The sequence below is a fragment of the Pseudomonas sp. GW822-FHT04C11 genome (genome assembly GCF_058800905.1).
The window spans coordinates 216,068-241,115 of record NZ_JBXAMS010000007.1; the positions used below are offsets into that span (position 1 = coordinate 216,068).

Genomic DNA, 25,048 nt, shown 5'->3' on the forward strand with positions numbered 1-25,048 from the left:
CCTCATTGGGCGCTTTTGAAACCTTCGAGAACGTTCACGGCATTGATGCCGATTTCTTCCACCGCGTAGCCGCCTTCCATCACGAACAGGGTCGGCTTGCCAAGGGCGCCGATGCGCTTGCCCATCGCCAGGTAATCCGGGCTGTCGAGCTTGAACTGGGAGATCGGGTCGTCCTTGAAGGTGTCGACGCCAAGAGATACGACCACGATATCGGCGCCGAAGCGCTCAATCTCTTTACAGGCCTGCTCCAGCGCCGCGCTCCAGGTGTCCCAGCCGGAACCTGCGGGCAGCGGGTAGTTGAAGTTGAAACCTTCACCTGCACCTTCGCCGCGTTCGTCTTCGTAACCGAGGAAGAATGGAAATTCAGCTTCGGGGTGGCCGTGGATCGAGGTGAACAGCACATCGCTGCGCTGATAGAAAATCGATTGGGTGCCGTTGCCGTGGTGGTAGTCGACGTCGAGGATCGCGACTTTCTTGTGGCCTTGATCGAGGAATGCCTGGGCAGCGATGGCGGCATTGTTGAGGTAGCAATAACCGCCCATCAAGTCGCTGGCAGCGTGATGTCCCGGTGGACGGCACAGGGCAAACGCACTGCGCGCACCGCGTTGGATCGCGGCCTGGGCGGTCAGCGCGACTTGCGCCGCGCTATACGCTGCTTGCCAGGTGCCGGCGGTGATCGGTGCGCCGCCGTCGAAGCTGTAATAACCGAGTTGGCCGTGCAGGCTTTTCGGGATGACCGTGCGCAGGGTGCGTGCCGGCCAGGTGTACGGCAGCAAATCGCCGTCGCGTTCAAACTCGGTCCAGCGCTGCCATGCGCCTTTGAAGAACGTCAGGTAGTCGTCGCTGTGGATGCGCTGGATCGGCCCCAGACCAAAATCCTGCGGCGCTTGCACCGGCCCCAGGCTGCGGGATTGAACGCGTGCCAGAACGTGGTCGGCTCGCGAGGGCATTTCGAAGCAGGGCATCAATTGCCCGTCCATCAATTCGCAGCGTCCGTGGTGCAGGTGGTGATCGTCCGAGTAGATCGTCAGCATTTTCTTGTTCTCCGCAGGCTGATTCGGTTGAACACAGTCTTGCGGCGTGCGGCGATTCAGAGAACGGCAGGAAAGGCCAAAAGGGGATCAATATGGCCAAAAGATCTGACCGAAATTCGCCCCTTGTTGGCGCGGCGACGCCCCGGTTCGGGGCGACAAGATACTTACGCGCTTGGCGTGGCGCCTGCCTCTTCCGGGAAGTAGCGTTGCAGCACTTGCAGCATGTCGTCACGTTTGCGTTGTTTCAGCCAGAAACGCGTGACTTCCAGGTTGTCGCCCTTGCACTGATGACCGGCGCGAGGGTCGGCGCCTTTTTCCAGCATCAGCGTGAACAGTTCCAGCGTTTGTTGCTGGTAGACGACAGGGTCAACTCCGCTCGACCCGCTCGCTCGGGCCAAGCGCAGCAATGCCGGTTCGAGTACTTCTTCATTGCTGTTGCAGCGGCCTTCTCGATAACCCGCATTGAGTTGCACTCCGCTTTTGACCAGCAGTACAGCAGCGGGGTAGGCACCGCTTTCGATGGTCCGATAGAGTGCAGATTCCCCCTGTTTTTTATCTCGCAGGTCAAGGTTTTGAGGGTACTTGAGCAGCCAGGTGAAAAGGTCGGAATCCATCACCGTGGCGTGTTGCATCAGCACGGTTTCACCGTCGACATTGGTTTCGTCGATGGCGGCTCCCGCCTCAAGCAAGAATTGCAGACGCCGGGCCTTCTCCGGGTCTTTGCTTTCGCGACGATCCTTGTTCAGCGCCTGCATCACCACGGGCTCGCTACCGTTGATACCTTGAGTTTTCGCACCGTGTTCCAGCAGCAAACGGGCGATTGCAAAGTTGGGCTTGTCCAGCGCATGAAGCAGCGCACTGCGCCCGTCTTCGTCTTGGGTGTCGGCAGGTATGCCGGCGTCCAGCAGACTGCGTACGCGGGTTTCATCCTGAGCGTCCACCGCTTGCAGCAGCGGCCATTGAGCCTTGCAGATTTTTGGGTCGCCTTGGGTGATGCTCAGTCTTTCCAGGACCCGCTGAGGAATACTCATGTTGCGCGCCAGGCGCAGGCCGCAGTAAATCCGGTAGTACTCCAGTGCTGGGGCCAGGCTGGTGGTGTACTCGGGAAATTTCTCATACCGGGACCAGTACAGGTCTGCCATGTTCAGGTAGACCGGGATGCGTTGAGGGTCGCGGCGCACGACTTCCTTGAACAAGTTCGTGGTGACGTTGTCCGGTTTGGTTGCACTTCGCCAGAACGCGATGTCATTGAGCAGCCCGGCAAAGTCTTTCTGGTCGGCACCGACAAGGCGAAAGTCAGTGTTGATAAACAACTCTTCGACATTCTTCAGGCCCGGGCCTTTGTCCTTGTCTTTACTCAGTTGCTGGTGCAGCTCGCGGAGGCGTTTCGCGCCGTCTTCGGCTACGTAGGGCTGGTCGGCCACGCTGAAGCTGAATGGTGTTTCCGGGACGTGGTACAGCATCGCCGGTCGCGCGGATTCGAGCGCCTTGAGCCAGGCGTCTGAAACCTGCGGGAGGGTCGCTTGCAACGCCTGGAACACCAGGTGCTGATCGTTTGAAAAGCGCCCGATAGCCAGTAGCGGCGTACCCGGTTGGCGGCTGTCGACCAGCAGGTAACGCCGGGTTTCCCAGCCGTTACGTCCACATTCAAATTTCAGTTCGTTCATTGCGATGCCGGGTGCCAACTCGATATGAGTGGCGCTAGGGCTCATGACAAGACCGTCCTGGTTCTTGGTGCAGTAGCGAAATTCTTCCGTCGTCATCAGCGGTATCGGGCCAAATTTATACGCACGCTCCCGATAATTTTCATCGCGATAAATGTTGAGGTAAAACAAACCGCGGTACTGACTGAGCAAGCCGACCAAGGGCGGCGACATGCCCGTCGCGCTCTCCGTGACAGCCGTGGGAACGATGATGGCCTTGTATTCAGGCGCATCAACCACGGCATGCGGGGGTAGCCCAAACCAGTCCAGTTCAATCGCTTGCGCCACCACAGGCAGGTTGAGTAGCAGGGCCAGCAAGGCAAAGCGTGTGCAGCGACGAGGAAGGGGCATCAAGCAGGAACACCGACAACATGATTGGGCTGCGTAATGTAGTTCAGCGTCGTCCACTGTGCCTACTTTATCTCAAGGCCTGAACTGGCTGGGCGCGACCCCACTCCAGCGCACAAAGGCATGGCGGAAACTCGCGGTTTCGCTGAAGCCCAGCGCCTCGGCGATGCGATAGATCGGCAGCTGATCTTCGTAAAGCATCTGCTTGGCGCGCTCAAAGCGCAGTTCGTCGAGCAATTCCTGATAGCTGCACCCCAGATCCTTCAGGTGCCGACGCAGAGTCCGCGCCGAGCAGTTCATCTGTTCGGCCAGGCCTTCCAGGCCTGGCGCGGCGTCGAGTTGGGCGGTGAGCAGTTGGCGGATCCGCCCCAGCCACGCCTGGCGTCCGGTGAATTCGGTGTTCTGCTTGCGACAGCGTTCGGCCATGGCCTGATGGGTGATGCTGTCGGCCAGAGGCAAGGGCTGGTCCAGCCAGTGTTTGTCGAAAGCGAAGGCGTTATCGGTGCCGTCAAAGCGCAGGGGGCAATCAAAGTGCGTCGCGTAGCTGGCCCGATAATCCGGTGCCGAATGTTCGAAACGGGCACCCAGCAGCGGCAGTGGATGGCCGAGCAGGTCGTCGCAGATGACTTTCAGCGAGACCAGGCAGAACTCGGCGTTGAACACTGCCAGCGCCGGACTTTCCCGGTAATCGGCGGCGGCGAACCAGATGCGCTCGCCATCGTCCTCAAGGCTTAGCTCGAAAAGTGTTCCCAACAGCGCCGGATAGCGCAGCGCCAGGCGCAAGGCGTCACCGAAGGTGGCACTGGTGAGCAGGGCATAACCGAGAATGCCGTAGGACGAAACGTGCATCCGCCGGCCCAGTTCCAGGCCGATGTCACGCTTGAGCGCGACCGCGTTGGCGCAGACCTGCATTTCCTGATTGGTGGTGATTCGCGTGTCGGCGCGGCTCAGATCCGCGGCGCTGATGCCGCTGCCGGCCAGCAGCGCCTCACTCGAAAGCCCATCGGCCTTGAAGGCATTGAGCACCAGGGAAACGGCGTTGAGGGTGGTGAGGTGGGAGTGGAGCATGGGCGATTCCAGCCTTTGGGTGGCTGGAAGCGAGCAAGTTGTATGCCGGGTGTCATCAACCTGTAGGAGCAAGGCTTGCCCGCGATAGGGACGACGAGGTCTACCAGACACACAGCGTCATCGTTCATCGCGGGCAAGCCTTGCCCCCACAGGATATGTGTGGTGTCAGCTAAGTTCGCCGCAAAGGTCGAGCTCTACAAGCCGTCGAACCTCTGCCGTGTCCAGATCTGCACCCAACAGCGCATGCAATTTGCCAAACGCGGCTTCACGGGTCATGCCGCCGCCAGACAACACGCCCACGCCACGCAAGCGACTGCCGGCCTCGTAGACATCCAGCTCAACCCCGCCTTCATGGCACTGGGTGATCGCGACCACCACGACCCCCTGATCCCGCGCGCGCGCAAGGCTGGCGAGAAACTCGGGGTTATCGCTCGGCCCGGTGCCGCTGCCGAAGCATTCCAGCACCAGACCCTGAATGCCGCTGTTCAGCACGCCATCGAGCTGTTCCGCGCCGATTCCGGGAAACAGTGGCAGCACGCCGACCTTGGCCAGTTGCTTGCTCTGACGGTACTCAAGCGCTGTCGGGAGGGCAGGTGCTTTGACGCCGCCGCCCTGGCGTTGCAGGCGAGCAAACGGGTGCCGACCGAAGCTGCGAATCTTCGCGCAACGGGTCGGGTCCAGCAGCTCGCCATGGAAGTACAACTGCACGCCCGGTTCCAGGCCTTGGCCGAGGGCGACAAGCGCACCGCCGAGGTTTTCCCAGGCATCGCTGTCAGGCACGCCGGCCGGCAGCATGGAACCGGTAAACAGCACCCGTGCGTGCAGGCCGAGCAATTGGAAACTCATGGCGGCGGCGCTGTAGGCCAGGGTGTCGGTGCCGTGCAGGATCAGCACGCTGTCGCAGCCGTCGACGTCGACCGCTTCGATGACCGCATCGCGCAGGCGCTGCCAGTAGGCCGGGGTCATGTTGGCGCTGTCGATCAGCGGGGTCATTTCTCGGAAGCGCCAGTTCGGCACCACCAGATCAGGCTGGCTGTGCAGGTAGTCGCGCATCCGGGCTTCAAAACCGGACGCCGGGGCCAGGCCGTTGGCGCTGGCTTGCATGCCAATGGTGCCACCGGTGTAGAGCACCATGACGTGCTGCGCAGCAGGATAAGTTGCGGGAATCATGTGGGGTCTCCTGAACGATGACAGCGTACGACCGAGCATGACGCCGGTCGCACGCTGTGTCACGTCGGGCGCAGGGGATGCGCCCGGTTTTAACCGATCAGCGTTGCGCTGCGGTCACGCCTTGCGGCTCGGCTTCAGATTTTGGAGCGGCGGCTGGCGGGTTGGCTGGCCAGGCTTTGAGGTCCAGGTCCAGGTCCGGGAATTTGCTGGAGTCGAACACTGGCGTCTTGATCCCGGCGCGGCGTTGAGCGTCGTAGTCATTCAGGATGCGCATGCCAACGTTGAACAGCAGGAACAAGGCGATCAGGTTCACGAACGCGAGCATTGTCATGGTGATGTCGGCGAAGGCGAACACGGTGCTCAGGTTTTCGATCGCACCCCAGAAGATCAACGCCAGTACCAATGCGCGGTAGCCGATCAGCACCTTGCGGTTTTCACCGACCAGGAAGCGCAGGTTGCTCTCGCCCAGGTAGTAGTTGTAGAGGATCGAGGTGAACACGAACAACGCCAGCGCGACGCTGATGAACATCCGGCCCCAATCACCGACTACGGCGGCCAGAGAGTTCTGGGTCAGGGCAATGCCGTCGCCTTCGAAGCCTGGTGTGTAGAAGCCCGACAGCAAGATCAGCAATGCAGTGCAGGTGCAGATCACGAAGGTGTCGAGGAACACGCTGAACGCCTGAACCACGCCTTGTGCGACCGGGTGCTCGACCGACGCCACGGCTGCGACGTTAGGCGCACTGCCCAGGCCGGCTTCGTTGGCGAACACGCCGCGCTTCACGCCCATGACGATGGCGCTGCCGATCAGGCCACCGAAGGCCTGGTCCAGACCGAATGCGCTCTTGACGATGGTCATCAGCATGCCCGGCACATGGTCGAATTGCAGCACGATCACGTAGATGGTCACGCCGATGTAGACCAGGGTCTTCACCGGTACCAGCAGGTCGGCCACTTTGGCGATCCGCTTGATCCCGCCGATAAACACCAGGCCCAACAGCACCGCCAGGCCCAGGCCGGTGTAGGTGGTGTTCAGGCCGAAGGCGTTATTGAGCGAGTGGGTCACGGCATGGGATTGCAGGCCGTTGAAGGCGAACCCGAAGGTCACCAGCAACAGGAATGCCATGATCATGCCCAACCAGCGCTTCTGCAGGCCGTGCTGGATGTAGTAGGACGGGCCGCCGCGGTACTGACCTTCGGAGTCGCAGCGCTTATAGAGCTGGCCGAGGGAGCATTCGAAGAAGCTGCTGGACATGCCGACCAGTGCGGTCACCCACATCCAGAACACTGCGCCTGGGCCACCGAGGGTCACGGCGATGCCGACACCCGCGATATTGCCTGCGCCGACGCGGCCGGCGAGGCTGAGCATCAGGGCCTGGAACGAGCTGAGTTGCTCGCTGCTGCTACGCAGGCTCTCTTTGAAGACCGAGAACATGTGTAGGAAGTGACGCAATTGGACGAAACGCGAGCGGATCGTGAAGTAGCTACCGAGCCCGACAATGAGCACGATCAGTACTTTCCCTGAGAGGAAGTCGTTGATGACTTCGAGCATGGAGTATTCCTCGCTGTTTTTTGTGTAGGCGATTGTGGGTGGTCGAAACATTGCGTTACACCGGTCTGTGCACGGCACAACGGATGGGGCGATGTTCGTCCTGGATCCATATCGCGGGTTTGTTATTAGTTCGGGTTTCGCATGGGTTTGGGTCTCGTTACCGACGACCGCTCACGCGAAGAGGGGCGGCACTATACCTATCAGTGCGGCGTCCGTCTGCACGGTTGTGGTGCGAACGATAAAACAAGGGGCTGCAAGATCAAAAAATCGCAGCCTTCGACAGCTCCTACGGGTGTACGTTGATCCCTGTGTAGGAGCTGCCGAAGGCTGCGATCTTGGCGGTATTGAAAACACACGACATGTTTGGAAAATCCGCAAAAGATTTAAAAAAAAGGGCCTGGAGAATGAACTCCAGGCCCTCAAAAGGTGAGAGGTGTCTAGTCCCTCGACCTGGTGAGCAGTAACTACAGCGTTAGGCTTTCAGTGGTACCAGACGCGGAGCAATCATGTTTTCCGGGCGCAGGATGTCGGCGAGCATGGCCTCATCCAGCAAGCCTTCTTCTCGCACCAGTTCCAGCACGCCGCGGCCGCTTTCAAGGGCGATACGGGCGATGCGGGTGGCGTTTTCATAGCCGATGTACGGGTTCAGCGCGGTGACCAGACCGATCGAGTGTTCGACCAGTTCACGGCAGCGGGCTTCGTTGGCAGTGATGCCGACGATGCAGTGCTCGCGCAGCATGTCCATGGCGCGTTGCAGCAGGCGGATCGAGTCGAAGATCTTGAAGGCGATCAACGGCTCCATCACGTTCAGTTGCAACTGGCCGCCTTCGGCCGCGATGGTCAGTGCCAGGTCGTTACCGATGATCTGGAAGGCCACCTGGTTAACGGCTTCAGGAATAACCGGGTTGACCTTGCCTGGCATGATCGAGCTGCCCGGCTGACGCGCTGGCAGGTTGATTTCGTTGATGCCGGTGCGTGGGCCGCTGGACAGCAGGCGCAAGTCGTTGCAGATCTTCGACAGCTTGACCGCGGTGCGCTTGAGCATGCCGGAGAACAGCACGAAGGCGCCCATGTCGGAAGTCGCTTCGATCAGGTCGGCGGCCGGTACCAGCGGTTGACCGCTGATCAGTGCCAGGCGCTGAACAGCCAGGTGCTGGTAACGCGGGTCGGCGTTGATGCCGGTACCAATCGCGGTGCCGCCCAGGTTCACTTCGGTCAGCAGTTCCGGTGCCAGTGTCTTCAGGCGTGCCAGGTCTTCGCTCAGGGTGGTGGCGAAGGCGCGGAATTCCTGGCCAAGGGTCATCGGCACGGCGTCTTGCAGCTGGGTACGACCCATCTTCAGAACGTGGCTGAATTCTTCACCTTTGGCAGCGAACGACTGGATCAGGCTGTCGAGGCTGGCGAGCAGGGCGTCGTGACCCAACAGCAGACCCAGACGGATGGCCGTCGGGTAGGCGTCGTTGGTCGACTGGGCCATGTTCACGTCGTTGTTCGGGTGCAGGTATTGGTATTCGCCCTTGCTGTGGCCCATAGCCTCCAGCGCGATGTTGGCGATGACTTCGTTGGCATTCATGTTGGTTGAAGTGCCAGCGCCGCCTTGAATCATGTCCACCACGAACTCTTCGTGGAAATCGCCGCGGATCAGACGGGCACACGCTTCGCTGATGGCAGCGTGCTTGACGTCGCTCAGGTGACCCAGCTCGCGGTTGGCGTCAGCAGCAGCCTGCTTGACCATTGCCAGACCCACAACCAGTTTCGGGTAATGCGAAATCGGAACGCCGGAGAGACGGAAGTTGTTCACCGCTCGCAGGGTCTGGATGCCGTAATACGCTTGAGCTGGTACTTCGAGTACGCCAAGCAGGTCTTTTTCTGTGCGGAAAGATGCAGCGGAGGACATGATAGAAATCATCTCGATATGGACCCGGTCTATGCCGGAACGCTGCGAATGCTAGGCTTGTGGAAAATTTTGGGCCAATGCTGTTAAGCACTGCCCTATGCACATTCGGCATAATACCCGTGTGACGCCGTGTATACGGCAAGCGTGTGACCTAAATTGGTGCGTGTCCGGGAGGGCGTGATGAATCTGGAAAGCAAATGGCTCGAGGACTTTAGTGCCCTGGCCGCCACCCGCAGCTTTTCGCAGGCCGCCGAACGGCGCTTTGTGACTCAGCCGGCATTCAGTCGGCGGATCCGCAGCCTCGAAGCCGCACTGGGGCTGACCCTGGTCAATCGCTCGCGCACGCCCATCGAACTGACGGCGGCGGGGCAGTTGTTTCTGGTCACGGCGCGTACAGTGGTCGAGCAACTCGGCGAAGTGCTGCGGCATTTGCATCACCTCGAAGGCGGGCAGGGCGAAGTGATGCAAGTCGCGGCCGCTCACTCCCTGGCCCTGGGTTTCTTTCCGCGCTGGATCGCGCAATTGCGCAATGAAGGCCTGAACATTGCGACGCGGCTGGTGGCGACCAACGTCGGCGACGCCGTGCACGCGTTGCGCGAAGGCGGCTGCGATCTGATGCTGGCGTTTTATGACCCGGATGCGGCCATGCAAATGGACCCGGAGATTTTCCCGTCACTGCACCTGGGCGACACCGAAATGCTCCCGGTCTGTGCGGCCGATGCGGATGGCAAGCCGCTGTTTGACCTCGAAGGCGAGGCCAGCGTGCCGCTGTTGGCTTACAGCGCCGGGGCTTTTCTCGGGCGTTCGGTGAACATGCTGCTGCGCCAGCGCGCGCTGCGTTTCACCACCATTTATGAAACCGCCATGGCCGACAGCCTGAAAAGCATGGCGCTGGAAGGGCTGGGCATTGCCTGGGTGCCGCAGCTCAGCGTGCGTGCCGAACTGGCGCGCGGTGAGCTGGTGGTCTGCGGTGGCCCGCAATGGCATGTACCGCTGGAGATTCGTTTGTACCGCTGCGCGCTGGTACGCAAGGCCAACGTAAGGCTGTTGTGGCGCAAGCTGGAAGGCAGCGCCGCGCAAACCCCTTGAGACGCTGAAGATTCAGTGTGGGATTCGTGTTGTATTGGATTGACCTTAAAGTCAATAAAACCGGTACTTTGCGCCGTATGACAGATGGTCGCGCGGGGGGCTGTTTATCTGCTTCATTGAGGTATACTGCGCGGCCTTCGGCCGGTTCGTCTGGCCATAATTCGTACAACAAGCCACGCATTTGCGTGGCTTGTTGTTTTTTGACGCGCCTGCGGGCGCCCAGAGAGAAGAGGCACGACGATGAGCGCACTGGTTGGCGTGATCATGGGCTCCAAGTCCGATTGGTCCACCCTTAGCCACACCGCCGATATGCTGGAAAAGCTCGGCATCCCTTACGAGGTGAAAGTGGTCTCTGCCCACCGCACCCCGGACCTGCTGTTCCAGTATGCCGAAGAGGCCGAGGCCCGTGGCATCGAGGTGATTATCGCCGGTGCCGGCGGCGCGGCCCACTTGCCTGGCATGTGTGCGGCCAAGACCCACCTGCCGGTGCTGGGCGTGCCGGTGCAGTCGTCGATGCTTTCGGGCGTCGATTCGCTGCTGTCGATCGTGCAGATGCCTGCGGGCATCCCGGTCGCTACCCTGGCCATCGGCAAGGCCGGCGCGATCAACGCAGCCCTGCTCTCGGCGAGTATCCTGGGCGCCAAGCACCCGCAATTCCACGCGGTGCTGAAAACCTTCCGTGCTGAGCAGACAGACAGCGTCCTGGACAATCCAGACCCACGCATCGCCTGAGGTTGTTGACGATGAAGATCGGTGTAATCGGTGGCGGCCAGTTGGGTCGCATGTTGGCCCTGGCAGGTACGCCGCTGGGAATGAACTTCGCTTTTCTGGACCCCGCGCCGGATGCCTGCGCAGCTGCGCTGGGTGAGCACCTGCGGGCCGATTACGGCGATCAGGATCACCTGCGCCAGTTGGCCGATGAAGTCGACCTGGTGACCTTCGAGTTCGAAAGTGTCCCTGCCGAAACCGTGGCCTTCCTGTCGCAATTCGTTCCGGTTTACCCGAGTGCCGAAGCGCTGCGCATCGCCCGTGATCGCTGGTTCGAAAAGAGCCTGTTCAAGGACCTGGGCATTCCGACGCCGGCCTTCGCCGATATCCACTCGCAAGCCGACCTGGAGGCTGCGGTAGCCACCATCGGCCTGCCCGCCGTACTGAAAACCCGCACCCTGGGTTACGACGGCAAGGGCCAGAAAGTCCTGCGCACGCCGGCCGATGTGCTCGGTACGTTCGCCGAGCTGGGCAGCGTGGCCTGCTTGCTGGAAGGCTTTGTGCCGTTCACCGGTGAAGTGTCGCTGATCGCCGTGCGCGCTCGCGATGGTGAAACGAAGTTCTACCCGCTGGTCCACAACACCCACGACAGCGGCATTCTCAAACTGTCCGTGGCCAGCACCGACCACCCGTTGCAAGCCCTGGCCGAGGATTACTCCAGCCGCGTGCTCAAGCAGCTGGATTACGTCGGCGTGATGGCGTTCGAGTTCTTTGAAGTCGACGGTGGCCTCAAGGCCAACGAAATCGCCCCGCGCGTACACAACTCTGGCCACTGGACTACTGAAGGCGCCGAGTGCAGCCAGTTCGAAAACCACCTGCGGGCCGTTGCCGGCCTGCCGCTGGGTTCGACCGCCAAGGTCGGCGAGAGCGCGATGCTCAATTTCATCGGTGTGGTACCGCCGGTGGAGAAGGTCATCGCCATCGCCGATTGCCATCTGCACCACTACGGCAAGGCGTTCAAGGTCGGCCGCAAGGTCGGTCACGCCAACCTGCGTTGCGCCGACAGGGAGACGCTTGCGCAGCAGATCCTCAAGGTCGAAGCGCTGATTGCCGAATAGTTTCATCTGGCAGTGACGGAACCTTCGGTCGCCGCCGATCTCTGATGGCAGGATGCCAAAGTCTGGCTAGGCTTTGGCATACCCCACATCATTCAGAGGGAAACGCCATGCACATTATTGGAACCATCTTCATCGGATTGATCGTTGGCCTGCTGGCTCGTTTCCTGAAACCGGGTGACGACAACATGGGCTGGATCATGACCATTCTGCTTGGCATCGGCGGTTCGCTGGCGGCGACGTACGGCGGCCAGGCGCTGGGTATCTATCAGGCTGGCCAAGGTGCGGGCTTCATCGGTGCACTGGTGGGCGCGATTGTCTTGCTGGTGATCTACGGTCTGATCAAGAAAAACACCTGATTCAAGCGACAAAGCCCTCTCTGCCGCACGGGCAGAGAGGGCTAGAATGCTCGACGATTTACTGACTCCCCTCTGCCGAGCACATTTCATGCGCCGTCTTCTGCTGACTCTCTTATTGCTGGGCACTGGCCTGGCTCATGCCGGCGAACTGCCGGAAACCGACTGGCTCGAACTGATGCCCAAGTCGGATCAAAAAGCCCTTGAGGCCATGCCTGAAATCGACCACAACTCGCCCGAAGCCAACGGCACCTTTACCGACAAGGGTGGCTTGAAGCAGAGCAAGGGCTTGCCGGCGGTGATGTATTCGACCAAGACCGTGGCGTCGATGAACGACAAGAACATCCGCATCGGCGGGTATCCCGTGCCTTTGGAAACCGATGCCAAGGGGCGCAGCACGCTGTTCTTCCTGGTGCCGTACCCGGGCGCCTGCATCCACGTGCCGCCACCGCCGCCTAACCAGTTGGTGCTGGTGCGCTATCCGAAGGGCTTGAAGCTGGACGATATCTACACACCGCTGTGGGTCACCGGCACGCTGAAGATCGAGAAGGTCAACAACGACCTGGCCGATGCGGCGTATGCACTGGATGCGGCGAAAGTACGGGTGGTCAAAGAGTCGGATTTGTAAGGTCTGGAGTTCTGCACAAGACCTGTGGCGAGGGAGCTTGCTCCCGCTGGACTGCGCAGCAGTCCCAACACCAGCAATCGAGTTCTGACAGGCAGAACCCATTGCCTGGTTTTACGACCGCTTCGCGGCCGAGCGGGAGCAAGCTCCCTCGCCACAGTTGATCGCAGTGTTGCTTAAAGAGTTTTGCTGGCGATGCTCACGCCCAGCGTATGACTCGCCCCCGGCGCCAGGGTCACGATGTCATCCATCACATTCGCCGTTTCGATGCACAGCATGCGCTGCCAGCCGTCGTCGGCCATGTCACTGAACTGCGCCGCCCGTGCGATCCACGGGTTCCAGATCACCGCCGAGCGCGAGCCGCTGCTGGTCAGCTCGATGCGCCGTTCCCAGGCAGGATCGACGATGCTCAATTGCGCCGGTGTATTCAGGTAGATCCGGTCGGTTTCCCCGGCAAAACGCAAATCGCCGGTCTGAGTCACGGTTTTCCAGTTATCCAGGGTTTCGATGTAGCTCAGCCCGTCCAGGCCTTCGACGTGCACATTGCGTACATCGCTGACGGCGTAGTAGCTGTGCAGCGCCTGGCTGATGGTGACGGGGGTACTGCCCTGGTTTTGGCTGGTCAGGTTGATATGCAGTTGCTCATCCAGGCGAATGCTCAGTTTCAGGTCCACCGCATACGGCCAACCCGGCAAGCCGCCTTCGAGGTAGGGCAGGACGAACTCGACCTTCAGGCTTTCGCCTTCGGCTTCAATGGCGCCCAGTTCCCAATCCATCGCCCGCACTAAACCGTGGGCGGTTGGCGGTTCGTTGCTGACGCGCATCGCCTGAACGCTCGGCGGATTGCGGTCCAGATTGCCGAACCACGGCCAACAAACCGGAACACCGGCGCGGATGCTTTTGCCGGTTTTGAACAGCGCCTCATCGTTGAGCCAGATCAGCGGCGGTTGCCCGGCCAGTTGATAACTGAGGATGTGCGCGCCTTGCTGGGCCACCAGCAATTCGGCCTGACCGTGGCGGATGCGCCAGCAGTTCAGTTCATCCAGTTTCACGGCTTCAACGTTGGGAGTCGGCATGTTGCACATCTCGTTCAGGATCAATGACGTCAATGGACCGTAAAACGGTCGCCGGGTTTAACGCTCGCCCGGTTTAACGAGCTCTGGGCGGAACCGAGCGGGTGCGGCCGCTGCCATCGATGGCGACGAACACGAACACCGCCTCAGTGACTTTACGCCATTCGCTTGACAGTGGATCGTCGCTCCAGACCTCGACCATCATCTTGATCGAGCTGCGGCCGATTTCCGTTGCCTGAGTATAGAAGGACAGCTGCGCGCCCACGGCGACCGGCACCAGGAAGGCCATGCGATCGATCGCCACGGTGGCGACGCGTCCGCCCGCGACCTTGCTGGCCATCGCCGTACCGGCCAAATCCATCTGAGACACCAGCCAGCCGCCGAAAATATCGCCGAAGCCGTTGGTTTCGCGGGGAAGCGCGGTGATTTGCAGGGCCAGATCGCCTTGCGGAATAGGATCTTCTTGTTCGAGCTCTATCATGCCGAGGGTGCCTCTGAGCCGTGACTCTTGGAATATGTAGCGGGTGAATAGCCGTCTTGGGAAAAACGATTCAGCCCCGAACATACTACGTTCGTCACGTTTTCCATAAGGCGCGCTAAAGGGAAACTCTGCGAAACCGGCTGACAAAGGCCAACGACGTTTTCGCACAGCAACCCCTTACAAAGTGTTGCACGGTTGCGAGTATATCGGTCGGTAGACTCCGAGACGACCATCGGGTTCTCATTTTGACTGCCAAATACGCGCTTTCCTGTGCTTTTTCGAACAATTTGCTATCGTGCCGAACCTGCCCAAGCCCCTGCCAGCGTTGTTGGGGTTGCGGATCTGACTATAAGAGAAGCCCTTGCCATGACCACAGCGCCATCGAGCATCGCGACACCCGCGCAACCTGCGCGCCCCTTGACCGGTAACGACTACAAGACACTGTCGCTTTCCGCCTTGGGCGGCGCGCTGGAGTTTTACGACTTCATCATCTTCGTGTTCTTCGCCACGGTGGTTGGCAAGTTGTTCTTCCCGGCGGACATGCCCGAGTGGCTGCGGCTGATGCAGACCTTCGGCATCTTTGCCGCCGGTTACCTGGCGCGACCACTGGGCGGCATCGTCATGGCGCACTTCGGCGACCTGCTGGGGCGCAAGAAAATGTTCACCCTGAGCATTTTCATGATGGCCGTACCGACGCTGATCATGGGCTTGCTGCCGACATACGCGCAGATCGGCCTGTGGGCGCCGATCCTGTTGCTGCTGATGCGAGTGATCCAGGGCGCGGCGATTGGCGGTGAAGTGCCGGGGGCCTGGGTATTCGTTTCCGAACACGTGCCCCAGCGACACATCGGCTACGCTTGCGGCACGCTGACGTGCGGCCTGACTGCCGGCATCCTGCTCGGCTCGCTGGTCGCCACCGCAATCAACAGCCTCTATTCCGCTGAACAAGTGGCTGATTACGCCTGGCGGATCCCGTTCCTGCTCGGCGGTGTGTTTGGTCTGTTCTCGGTCTACCTGCGCCGCTGGCTGCACGAAACCCCGGTGTTCGCCGAGCTGCAACTGCGCAAGGCGCTGGCCGAAGAAGTGCCGTTGCGTGCGGTACTGCGTGACCATCGCGGCGCCATCGCCATCTCGATGCTGCTGACCTGGCTGCTGTCGGCCGGGATCATCGTGGTGATTCTGATGACCCCGACCGTGCTGCAAACCATTTATCACTTCTCGGCCACGACTGCGCTGCAAGCCAATAGCGTGGCCATCGTGTGCCTGAGCCTGGGCTGTGTGATCTCCGGCGCGCTGGCGGATCGCTTCGGCGCTGGTCGGGTGTTCGTGTTTGGCAGCGCAGCGCTGCTGGCGACGTCCTGGACCTTCTACCACAGCCTGCTCGATCACCCCGACTGGCTATTCCCGCTGTACGCGCTGACCGGCCTGTTCGTCGGCACCATCGGCGCGGTGCCATTCGTGATGGTCAAGGCGTTCCCGGCCGTGGTGCGCTTCAGCGGCCTGTCGTTCTCCTACAACCTGGCCTACGCGATCTTTGGCGGCCTGACCCCGATGGTCGTCACCCTGCTGCTCAAGGAAAGCCCGATGGGGCCTGCCTACTATGTGGCAATCATCTGCAGCATTGGCATCCTGGTGGGTGGTTACCTCTGGAAGAACAACCGTTGATTCATTGAATCAAAAGATCGCAGCCCCCCTCACACCCCTTTGCGGGTGTACCCCAAAGGCCGGTATTCCCAGGGAATGCTGGCCTTTCATCTAATTGTCATATTCAGGTCATAGAGTGTTCACACGGCCTGCCGATACTTGGCCCCGACTTAACACACCCTATTTGCTAGGAGTAAGGCATGAAACTGAAGCGTTTGATGGCGGCAATGACGTTTGTCGCTGCTGGCGTTGCAACTGCCAACGCGGTAGCCGCTGGTGTAGACCCAGCCATCCCGGCTTATACCAAAGCCACTGGTGTTTCGGGCAACCTGTCCAGCGTCGGTTCCGATACCCTGGCTAACCTCATGACCCTGTGGGCTGAGAACTACAAAAAAGAATACCCGAACGTAAACATCCAGATTCAGGCCGCTGGCTCCGCCACCGCGCCACCTGCGTTGACTGAAGGCACCTCCAACCTGGGCCCGATGAGCCGCAAGATGAAGGACACCGAACTGGCAGCCTTCGAGCAGAAGTACGGCTACAAGCCAACCGCTATCCCGGTTGCCGTGGATGCCTTGGCCGTGTTCGTGCACAAAGACAACCCGATCCAGCACCTGACCATGGAACAAGTCGACGCGATCTTCTCCTCGACTCGTCTGTGCGGCGCTAAAGCAGAAGTCAAAACCTGGGGCGACCTGGGCGTGACCGGCGACCTGGCCAACAAGCCGGTTCAACTGTTCGGTCGTAACTCGGTATCCGGCACGTATGGCTACTTCAAAGAAGAAGCCCTGTGCAAAGGCGACTACAAGCCAAACGTCAACGAACAACCAGGCTCGGCTTCGGTCGTGCAATCGATCAGCTCTTCGCTGAACGGTATCGGTTATTCGGGCATCGGCTACAAAACTGCCAGCGTGAAGACTGTGGCTCTGGCCAAGAAAGGCAGCACTGACTACATCGCAGACAGCGAAGAAAACGCCCTGAACGGCAAATACCCGCTGTCGCGTTTCCTCTACGTTTACGTCAACAAAGCCCCGAACAAGCCTCTGGCCCCGCTGGAAGCCGAGTTCGTGAAACTGGTTCTGTCCAAACAGGGCCAGGAAGTTGTCGTGAAAGACGGCTACATCCCACTGCCAGCCAAAGTTGCCGCCAAGGCACTGGCTGACCTGGGCCTGCAAGAGGGCGGCGCTGAAGTCGCAAAAAAGTAAAACCCTGATTCGGGGCTAGCCCCGGATCTGTAGGAGTGAGGCTGGTGTGGCGAGGGGGCTTGCCCCCGCTCGACTGCGAAGCAGTCGTAAATCGGTCGATGCTTAGAATGCGGTGACTGATTTTAGGGGGAGCTTCGCTCCCCAACGGGGGCGAGCCCCCTCGCCACAGATTGCTCCTACCTCCCAATTTTCCAGTCCGCTGCCAGTTCACACGGGCGGCGGATTTGTTGCGTCACTGCATTGTCATCTTTCTGTCATACAGGATCGCTAGGGTGTGCGCATGAATGATCTGGCCAATTCCCCAATGACTACCAATCCCCCCAAGCGAATTGACTTCAATACGCCTGAGCTCCAACGCAAGCGCCGCATTCGCGCGCTCAAAGATCGCCTGACCCGCTGGTATGTCCTCGTTGGCGGCCTTGCCGTACTCGGCGCGATCACGCTGATCTTCTTCTTCCTTGGCTACGTCGTTGCGCCACTGTTTAAGGGCGCCGACCTGACGGCAAAAGACGCGATCACCCCGGCCTGGATGCAAGACGCCGGCAAACCGCTGATGATCTCCCTCGAAGAACAGAACCAGGTCGCCATGCGGGTTTCCGACAAGGGCCAGGCGCTGTTTTTCGATGTCGACAGTGGCGCCGAGCTAAGCCGCATTGACCTGCCGATCCCGGCCGGCACCAGCGTAACCGCCATTGGTAAAGACCAGCCCGGCCATCCGCTGGTCGTCGTGGGCTTGTCCAACGGTCAGGCGCTGGTGTTCCGCCACACCTATAAAGTCAGTTACCCGGAAGGCAAGAAAACCATCTCGCCGGCCATCGAATTCCCGTACGGCGAAACGCCGATCGCACTGAACGAGCAGGGCGGTGCCCTGGAGCACGTCAGCCTCAATGCGACCGATTCGACCCTGCTGCTCGCCGGCTCTACCGGTTCGCAATTGCATGTACTGTCGCTGAGCAGCGAAGAAAACATGATGACCGGTGAGGTCACCAACGAGCAGAAGCGCATTGAACTGCCGCAAATGACCGAACCGGTGAAGAACATCTTCGTCGACCCGCGTCAGCAGTGGCTGTACGTGGTCAACGGTCGCGCCCAGGCCGATGTCTTCAGCCTGAGCGACAAGAGCCTCAACGGTCGCTACAAACTGCTGGATGACGGCGAAGCGCAAGTGACCGCCAGTACTCAACTGGTGGGCGGCATCTCGCTGATCATCGGCGACTCCAAGGGTGGTCTGGCCCAGTGGTTCATGGCTCGCGATACCGATGGCGAGCAACGGCTGAAACAGATCCGCACCTTCCAGATGGGCACCACGCCGATCGTTGAAATCACCGCCGAAGAGCGTCGCAAAGGCTTCGTCGCCCTCGACACTGCCGGCAAGCTCGGGGTGTTCCACAGCACCGCTCACCGCACCTTGCTGGTGGATCAGGTGGTGGATGGCGCAGGCCTCTTCGGTCTGTCGCCGCGTGCCAACCGGATCATTGTGGAGCAGGGCGGCAAGCTGCAACCGCTGCTGCTCGACAACCCGCACCCGGAAGTTTCGTGGAGCGCGCTGTGGAGCAAGGTCTGGTACGAAAACTACGACGAGCCTAAATACGTCTGGCAATCGACCGCGGCCAACACCGACTTCGAACCCAAGATGAGCCTTTCGCCACTGACCTTCGGTACGCTGAAAGCCGCGTTCTACGCGATGCTGCTGGCTGCACCGCTGGCGGTCGCTGCGGCGATCTACACCGCCTACTTCATGGCGCCGGGCATGCGCCGCAAGGTCAAACCGGTCATCGAATTGATGGAGGCGATGCCGACGGTGATCCTCGGCTTCTTCGCCGGCCTGTTCCTCGCACCGTATGTGGAAGGGCACTTGCCGGGCATCTTCAGCCTGTTGATGCTCTTGCCGATCGGCATTCTGGTAGCCGGCTTCATCTTCAGTCGCCTGCCCGAGTCGATTCGTCTGAAAGTGCCGGACGGCTGGGAAAGCGCGATCCTGATCCCGGTGATTCTGTTTGTGGGCTGGTTGTCGCTGTTCATGAGCCCGTACATGGAAGCGTGGTTCTTCGGCGGCGACATGCGCATGTGGATCTCCCACGACCTGGGCATCACCTACGACCAGCGCAACGCACTGGTCGTCGGCCTGGCCATGGGCTTTGCGGTGATCCCGAACATCTACTCGATCGCCGAAGACGCCGTATTCAGCGTGCCGCGCGGCCTGACGCTGGGCTCCCTGGCCCTCGGCGCCACGCCATGGCAGACCATGACTCGCGTGGTGATCCTGACCGCCAGCCCGGGCATTTTCTCGGCACTGATGATCGGCATGGGCCGTGCGGTCGGGGAAACCATGATCGTGTTGATGGCCACCGGTAACACCCCGGTCATGGAAATGAACCTGTTCGAAGGTCTGCGCACCCTGGCCGCCAACGTCGCGGTAGAGATGCCCGAATCGGAAGTCGGCGGCAGTCACTACCGCGTGTTGTTCCTCTCGGCGCTGGTGCTGCTGTTGTTCACCTTCATCATGAACACCCTCGCGGAGCTGATCCGTCAGCGTCTGCGCAAGAAATACTCGTCGCTTTAAGAAAGGTAGAAGTCTGTGAAACAGAACTCCCTGAAAGGATGGTTCAAGAGCGGCGCCCCCGGCGTCTGGATCAGCGGTGGCGCGGTGTCCATCGCGGTCATCATGACCATTGGTTTGCTGGCGGTGATTGCCGTGCGCGGTCTGGGCCACTTCTGGCCGGCAGACCTGATGCACGCCAGTTACAACGTGCCGGGCCAGGCCAACCATGTCGTCATCGGCGAAGTGGTGCAGAAGGAAGAAGTGCCGCGTGAGCGTCTGAAAACCGCAGGTTTGCCTGTGCCGGACCAAGGTCCGGAATTCATGACCCGCGAGCTGATCAAGGTCGGCAACCGTGACATCAACGGCAATGACTTCACCTGGATCGTCGGCGAGTGGCTGACCGACCAGAGCACGCCGCGCGAGCTGATGACCATCGAGCGCCGTGAGTGGGGCAACTTCTACGGCTACCTGCTCAACGTCAAACAGGACGGCAAGGTCATCGCTGAAGGCGAAGCGGCCTGGCCGGAGCTGCAAGCGCGGGTGGACCGCGTCAACAAGCTCGCGGCACAACTCAAAAGCCTCGAAAAAACCGACATCGGCGCGATCAACGCAGGCCTTGAGCGGATTCGCCTGCACGGCCGCAAGCTGGAGCTTGAAGGCAAGCTCGATCCGACCGCGCAAGCCGACATGGACACTGAGCGCGCTGAGCTGAACGCTCGTTATAAAGACGTCGAGGCACGCCTGAGCGACCTGCACGCGCAGTTCAACCGCGACAGCCTGACCGCTCGCGATGCCAACGGCAAAGAAGTTGAAATCGGCATCGGCAAAGTGGTTCATGCCTACCAGCCGAACGCCATGAGCTACCTGACCAAGCTGGGTTTCTACTTCAACAAGGTCTGGGAATTCCTCAGCGACGACCCGCGTGAAGCCAACACCGAAGGCGGGATCTTCCCGGCGATCTTCGGCACCGTGATGATGACCCTGATCATGGCGATGATCGTTACTCCATTCGGCGTACTGGCAGCGGTCTACCTGCGTGAATATGCACGCCAGGGACCGATGACCCGCTTGATCCGCATCGCGGTGAACAACCTGGCGGGCGTTCCGGCGATCGTTTACGGCGTGTTCGGTCTAGGCTTCTTCGTTTACGTACTCGGCGGCTCGGTTGACCGTTTGTTCTTCCCTGAAGCCTTGCCGGCGCCGACGTTCGGTACGCCGGGCCTGCTCTGGGCCTCGCTGACCCTGGCGCTGCTGGCGGTGCCGGTGGTGATCGTGGCCACCGAAGAAGGCCTGGCGCGGATTCCTCGCACCGTGCGTGAAGGCTCGTTGGCCCTCGGCGCGACCAAGGCTGAAACCTTGTGGAAGATCGTGCTGCCGATGGCCAGCCCGGCGATGATGACCGGGATGATCCTCGCCGTGGCTCGCGCCGCCGGTGAAGTGGCGCCGCTGATGCTCGTGGGTGTGGTGAAACTGGCGCCGTCGCTGCCGGTGGACGGCAACTACCCGTACCTGCACCTCGATCAGAAAATCATGCACCTGGGCTTCCACATTTATGACGTCGGCTTCCAGAGCCCGAACGTCGAAGCCGCACGGCCGCTGGTGTACGCCACGGCGCTGCTGCTGGTGCTGGTGATCGCCACGCTCAACCTGTCGGCAGTGTGGATCCGTAACCACCTGCGCGAGAAATACAAAGCTTTGGATAGCTAATCACCACCGACCCTGTAGGAGCAAAGCTTGCTCGCGATGGCATCACCGCGTTGAACCGGTTAACACTCACCGGCCCCATCGCAGGCAAGCCTTGCTCCTACAAAGAATTGCGTAATCGCAGGCCAGGCCTGCGGTCAACCGAACCGAATTTGTTAGCACAGGGAGTTTCCCATGCAGCACGAAACACACACCCACGGCATCAACATGTCGGCCCTGGGTCGCGACAAACAGAGCCTGAACCTGGCACAGGAAACCGTGGCCATCGAAGTGCCGAGCCTGAGCCTGTTCTACGGCGACAAACAAGCGCTGTTCGACGTCAGCATGAACATTCCCAAGCAGCGCGTGACCGCATTCATCGGCCCGTCCGGTTGCGGCAAGTCAACGCTGTTGCGCACCTTCAACCGGATGAACGATCTGGTCGATGGCTGCCGTGTCGAAGGTGAGATCAACCTCTACGGCAACAACATCTACCGCAAGGGCGAAGACGTGGCCGAACTGCGTCGTCGCGTCGGCATGGTGTTCCAGAAGCCGAACCCGTTCCCGAAAACCATCTATGAAAACGTGGTCTACGGCCTGCGTATTCAGGGCATCAACAAAAAACGCGTGCTCGATGAAGCCGTCGAGTGGGCGTTGAAAGGCGCGGCACTCTGGGATGAAGTGAAAGACCGTCTGCACGAGTCGGCCCTGGGCTTGTCCGGTGGTCAGCAGCAACGTCTGGTGATCGCTCGTACCATCGCGGTCGAGCCGGAAGTGCTGCTGCTCGACGAACCGTGTTCGGCACTCGACCCGATCTCGACGCTGAAAGTCGAAGAGCTGATCTACGAACTGAAATCCAAGTTCACCATTGTCATCGTGACCCACAACATGCAACAGGCCGCGCGGGTTTCCGACTACACGGCGTTCATGTACATGGGCAAACTGGTGGAATTCGGCGACACCGATACCCTGTTCACCAATCCGGCGAAGAAGCAGACCGAAGACTACATCACCGGTCGTTATGGCTAGGATGCCGCTAGCGTTGCTCGCTTAACCATCGCTGCGGTAGACCGCACCTTACCGGACGCTCCAAGGACGCCAACATGATTAGTAAAGAAGGCCTTACCCACCACATCTCCCAGCAGTTCAACGCTGAGCTCGAGGAAGTGCGCAGCCACCTCCTGGCCATGGGCGGGCTGGTCGAAAAGCAGGTCAATGATGCGGTCACTGCACTGATCGAAGCGGACTCGGGCCTGGCCCAGCAAGTGCGCGAGATCGACGACCAGATCAACCAGATGGAACGCAACATCGACGAAGAATGCCTGCGCATTCTGGCCCGTCGTCAGCCGGCTGCGTCCGACTTGCGGTTGATCATCAGCATCTCCAAGTCGGTCATCGACCTGGAACGCATCGGCGATGAAGCGACCAAAATCGCCCGCCGTGCCATCCAGCTGTGCGAAGAAGGCGAGGCCCCGCGCGGTTACGTCGAAGTTCGGCACATCGGCGACCAGGTGCGCAACATGGTTCGCGACGCACTGGATGCCTTCGCCCGCTTCGACGCCGAGCTGGCGCTGTCGGTGGCCCAGTACGACAAGGTCATCGACCGTGAATACAAGACCGCGCTGCGCGAGCTGGCGACCTACATGATGGAAGATCCGCGTTCTATCACGCGGGTCTTGAGCATTATTTGGGTGCTGCGCTCGCTGGAGCGGATTGGCGACCACGCACGCAATATTTCCGAGCTGGTGATTTACCTGGTGCGCGGTACCGATGTCCGTCACCTGGGCCTCAAGCGCATGAAGGAAGAAGTTGAAGGCACAAGTGCCGAAAGCGCTAATGTTCCGGGCAAAGCTGACGATAAGTAAGATTGCCCAAGTAAAGCGCCCGGCCTTGTGGTCGGGCGTTTTTGTTTGTGTGGCTTTCGAATTGAAACGCCGAATGAAAAAGCAGCACCCGCGAACGAAAAGTCCCGGCGTGACTGAAGAGTTTTGGCAAAGTGCCATCAGCCAGCGTTATGCTTGCCGGGATTTTTATAGGGGTGTTGGATGAGCAAGATCAGTGTGTTGGTCGTGGACGATGCGTCGTTTATTCGCGACCTGGTAAAGAAGTGCCTGCGCAACTACTTCCCGGGTATCCGGACCGAAGATGCCGTCAACGGCAAAAAGGCCCAGGCCATGCTGGCCAAGGAAGCATTCGACCTGGTCCTGTGCGACTGGGAAATGCCGGAAATGTCTGGCCTCGAACTCCTCACCTGGTGCCGTGAGCAGGACAATCTCAAGAGCATGCCGTTTGTCATGGTTACCAGCCGTGGCGACAAGGAAAACGTGGTTCAGGCGATTCAGGCCGGCGTTTCCGGCTATGTCAGCAAACCGTTCACCAACGAGCAGCTGTTGACCAAGGTCAAGCAGGCGTTGAACAAGGTCGGCAAACTCGACACCTTGATGAACAGCGCACCCACCAAGATGAATTCGGCGTTCGGCAACGACTCCCTCAGCGCGCTCACGGGCGGCAAGGCTGCGGTCGTCGCCCCTGCAGCGGCTGCGGTCAATCCGTTCGCCAAGCCCGCCGCCGCCACACCGGCTGCCGCTGCCGCGCCTTCTCGCGGTCTGCTCAACAGCCCGCCGGTCAAGGCACCAGCGGCGTCCGCGGCCCCGGCCGGTGGTCGTGGCCAAGGTCAACTGCGCTTGCCCAGTGGTACTCAGCCCTGCGTCATCAAAGCGTTGAGCATCAAGGAAGCCTTGTTGGTGGTTAAGCGCACCGACACCCTGCCGCAAGTGCTCGACAGCGCCGTGCTCGACCTGGAGCAGGGCGACAACGCCGAAGTCGCCCGCCTGAACGGCTACCTGCACGCCATCGTCGCTCACGAGCCGAAACCCGACAGCGACTGGCTGCAACTGACCTTCCGCTTCGTCGACCAGGACGCGCAAAAGCTCGACTACATCTCCCGCCTGATCGCCCGCGGCACGGCGCAGAAGCATTTCGTACCGGGCGCGTAAGTACCTCACCTCTCTGATCGTTCCCATACAGAGCGTGGGAACGATCATCACAGCCCCACTTCCTCGGACATTTCCTTCAAGTTGTAGCGGTGTTCGGTAACTAGTCCGGCCAGTGGTTCGCGGCTAGTCTCACCTTGTCACCAAAAAACGGTGACACGGACGTGCAAGTCCGGCGGGGTACACAATGGGTTATGGCAATTCATCGAGCGTTTTTCTATGCTCGCGAATCGTTATGGCTGCTGTGTATGGGAGACCTTCGGGTCTGCCGGGTAACTCCGCCGGTCTTGCACACCTATGCACAGCTGCCACCTCTTTCGAAGTGCAAGCGAAACAGGGTCAGCTCCATATTGCGGAGTTTCACCTATGTTTAAGCCAACACCAAATCCACCAGAAGACCCAGCAACTTCCCCCTACGAATCCATCGATTCGAAAAAGCTCCACGAAGCCGCCGAACGCGCCCTCGACCACCATCTGGGCACGCCCCCACCCAAGATCCACCTGGCCGACGCTCGCAAAGGCCAACTCTTCATCGTCGCCCCCGACGTCGACACCGACAGCCTCCTGGCCAACGCCTCCGAAGACATCGCCTCCATCAAAGCCATCGCCGGCGACCTCGCCTTCGAAATCGAAGGCTCCCGCCGCAATGTCGCCCTCGCCATCTACCGCATGGCCGAAGGCGCCCAACTGCTGATCGACCGCGCCATGGACAACCTCGACCCACCGAACCCAACGGAGTACCGGGTCAAGATGTAGCTGATCGTT

At 60.3% G+C, this 25,048-nt stretch carries 21 protein-coding genes; 13 read left to right on the top strand and 8 right to left on the bottom strand.

What is annotated here, in order from left to right; all coding sequences use genetic code 11:
* Positions 1-2: 2 nt before the first annotated feature.
* From AC1RJ3_RS14165 to AC1RJ3_RS14190, 6 genes are all read right to left on the bottom strand, one after another.
* Positions 3-1,034: a histone deacetylase family protein gene (locus AC1RJ3_RS14165; RefSeq protein WP_493079319.1), complete on the bottom strand. Its 1,032-nt coding sequence runs from the start codon at positions 1,032-1,034 to the stop codon at positions 3-5.
* A gap of 164 nt (positions 1,035-1,198) precedes the next feature.
* On the bottom strand, positions 1,199-3,088 hold the full coding sequence (locus tag AC1RJ3_RS14170; protein ID WP_493079320.1) for an ankyrin repeat domain-containing protein: 1,890 nt from the start codon (positions 3,086-3,088) through the stop codon (positions 1,199-1,201).
* 72 nt (positions 3,089-3,160) lie between these two features.
* On the bottom strand, positions 3,161-4,153 hold the full coding sequence (locus AC1RJ3_RS14175) for an AraC family transcriptional regulator (RefSeq protein WP_347928419.1): 993 nt from the start codon (positions 4,151-4,153) through the stop codon (positions 3,161-3,163).
* Between the two features lie 165 nt (positions 4,154-4,318).
* Positions 4,319-5,323, bottom strand: coding sequence for an asparaginase (locus tag AC1RJ3_RS14180; protein WP_493079321.1), 1,005 nt, complete (start codon positions 5,321-5,323; stop codon positions 4,319-4,321).
* 97 nt (positions 5,324-5,420) lie between these two features.
* A complete protein-coding gene (locus AC1RJ3_RS14185; protein ID WP_054594770.1) occupies positions 5,421-6,872 on the bottom strand; it encodes an alanine/glycine:cation symporter family protein in 1,452 nt (483 codons plus the stop codon).
* Positions 6,873-7,344: 472 nt separating this feature from the next.
* Complete coding sequence (locus AC1RJ3_RS14190) at positions 7,345-8,769, bottom strand: aspartate ammonia-lyase (protein WP_054594769.1); 1,425 nt, start codon at positions 8,767-8,769, stop codon at positions 7,345-7,347.
* A 180-nt stretch (positions 8,770-8,949) separates the two neighbouring features.
* Here AC1RJ3_RS14190 and AC1RJ3_RS14195 point away from each other — a divergent pair, with 180 nt between their 5' ends.
* From AC1RJ3_RS14195 to AC1RJ3_RS14215, 5 genes are all read left to right on the top strand, one after another.
* A complete protein-coding gene (locus AC1RJ3_RS14195; protein WP_054594768.1) occupies positions 8,950-9,858 on the top strand; it encodes a LysR substrate-binding domain-containing protein in 909 nt (302 codons plus the stop codon).
* A 240-nt stretch (positions 9,859-10,098) separates the two neighbouring features.
* Positions 10,099-10,590, top strand: coding sequence for a 5-(carboxyamino)imidazole ribonucleotide mutase (gene purE, locus AC1RJ3_RS14200; RefSeq protein ID WP_019694319.1), 492 nt, complete (start codon positions 10,099-10,101; stop codon positions 10,588-10,590).
* A gap of 11 nt (positions 10,591-10,601) precedes the next feature.
* On the top strand, positions 10,602-11,684 hold the full coding sequence (locus AC1RJ3_RS14205) for a 5-(carboxyamino)imidazole ribonucleotide synthase (RefSeq protein ID WP_054594767.1): 1,083 nt from the start codon (positions 10,602-10,604) through the stop codon (positions 11,682-11,684).
* A 107-nt stretch (positions 11,685-11,791) separates the two neighbouring features.
* The gene (locus AC1RJ3_RS14210) at positions 11,792-12,040 is read left to right on the top strand and encodes a GlsB/YeaQ/YmgE family stress response membrane protein (RefSeq protein ID WP_054594766.1); all 249 of its coding nucleotides are present in this window, start codon (positions 11,792-11,794) and stop codon (positions 12,038-12,040) included.
* Positions 12,041-12,128: 88 nt separating this feature from the next.
* Complete coding sequence (locus AC1RJ3_RS14215) at positions 12,129-12,665, top strand: DUF3299 domain-containing protein (protein ID WP_216740919.1); 537 nt, start codon at positions 12,129-12,131, stop codon at positions 12,663-12,665.
* A gap of 173 nt (positions 12,666-12,838) precedes the next feature.
* Here AC1RJ3_RS14215 and AC1RJ3_RS14220 read toward each other — a convergent pair whose 3' ends face one another.
* The gene (locus AC1RJ3_RS14220) at positions 12,839-13,738 is read right to left on the bottom strand and encodes a D-hexose-6-phosphate mutarotase (RefSeq protein ID WP_493079322.1); all 900 of its coding nucleotides are present in this window, start codon (positions 13,736-13,738) and stop codon (positions 12,839-12,841) included.
* 73 nt (positions 13,739-13,811) lie between these two features.
* The gene (locus AC1RJ3_RS14225) at positions 13,812-14,216 is read right to left on the bottom strand and encodes an acyl-CoA thioesterase (protein ID WP_019694314.1); all 405 of its coding nucleotides are present in this window, start codon (positions 14,214-14,216) and stop codon (positions 13,812-13,814) included.
* Positions 14,217-14,582: 366 nt separating this feature from the next.
* On the opposite strand from AC1RJ3_RS14225, the gene AC1RJ3_RS14230 reads away from it, so the two are divergent.
* The 8 genes from AC1RJ3_RS14230 to AC1RJ3_RS14265 all read left to right on the top strand — a co-directional run bounded on the left by AC1RJ3_RS14230 (position 14,583) and on the right by AC1RJ3_RS14265 (position 25,039).
* Positions 14,583-15,881: an MFS transporter gene (locus AC1RJ3_RS14230; RefSeq protein WP_489112038.1), complete on the top strand. Its 1,299-nt coding sequence runs from the start codon at positions 14,583-14,585 to the stop codon at positions 15,879-15,881.
* A 179-nt stretch (positions 15,882-16,060) separates the two neighbouring features.
* Positions 16,061-17,065 (top strand): phosphate ABC transporter substrate-binding protein PstS, encoded by a 1,005-nt coding sequence (locus AC1RJ3_RS14235; RefSeq protein WP_054594764.1) that lies wholly within the window; start codon positions 16,061-16,063, stop codon positions 17,063-17,065.
* Between the two features lie 280 nt (positions 17,066-17,345).
* Positions 17,346-19,628, top strand: a complete 2,283-nt coding sequence (locus tag AC1RJ3_RS14240; protein WP_493079323.1) for an ABC transporter permease subunit — start codon at positions 17,346-17,348, stop codon at positions 19,626-19,628.
* Between the two features lie 15 nt (positions 19,629-19,643).
* Entirely contained in the window at positions 19,644-21,314 is a 1,671-nt protein-coding gene (gene pstA / locus AC1RJ3_RS14245; RefSeq protein ID WP_054594762.1) for a phosphate ABC transporter permease PstA, read from the top strand.
* A 171-nt stretch (positions 21,315-21,485) separates the two neighbouring features.
* Positions 21,486-22,319 (top strand): phosphate ABC transporter ATP-binding protein PstB, encoded by an 834-nt coding sequence (gene pstB / locus AC1RJ3_RS14250; RefSeq protein WP_054594761.1) that lies wholly within the window; start codon positions 21,486-21,488, stop codon positions 22,317-22,319.
* 74 nt (positions 22,320-22,393) lie between these two features.
* The gene (gene phoU, locus AC1RJ3_RS14255; protein ID WP_054594760.1) at positions 22,394-23,155 is read left to right on the top strand and encodes a phosphate signaling complex protein PhoU; all 762 of its coding nucleotides are present in this window, start codon (positions 22,394-22,396) and stop codon (positions 23,153-23,155) included.
* Positions 23,156-23,335: 180 nt separating this feature from the next.
* Complete coding sequence (locus AC1RJ3_RS14260; RefSeq protein WP_054594759.1) at positions 23,336-24,286, top strand: response regulator; 951 nt, start codon at positions 23,336-23,338, stop codon at positions 24,284-24,286.
* A 363-nt stretch (positions 24,287-24,649) separates the two neighbouring features.
* Positions 24,650-25,039, top strand: a complete 390-nt coding sequence (locus AC1RJ3_RS14265) for a DUF6124 family protein (RefSeq protein WP_103314791.1) — start codon at positions 24,650-24,652, stop codon at positions 25,037-25,039.
* Positions 25,040-25,048: the final 9 nt, after the last annotated feature.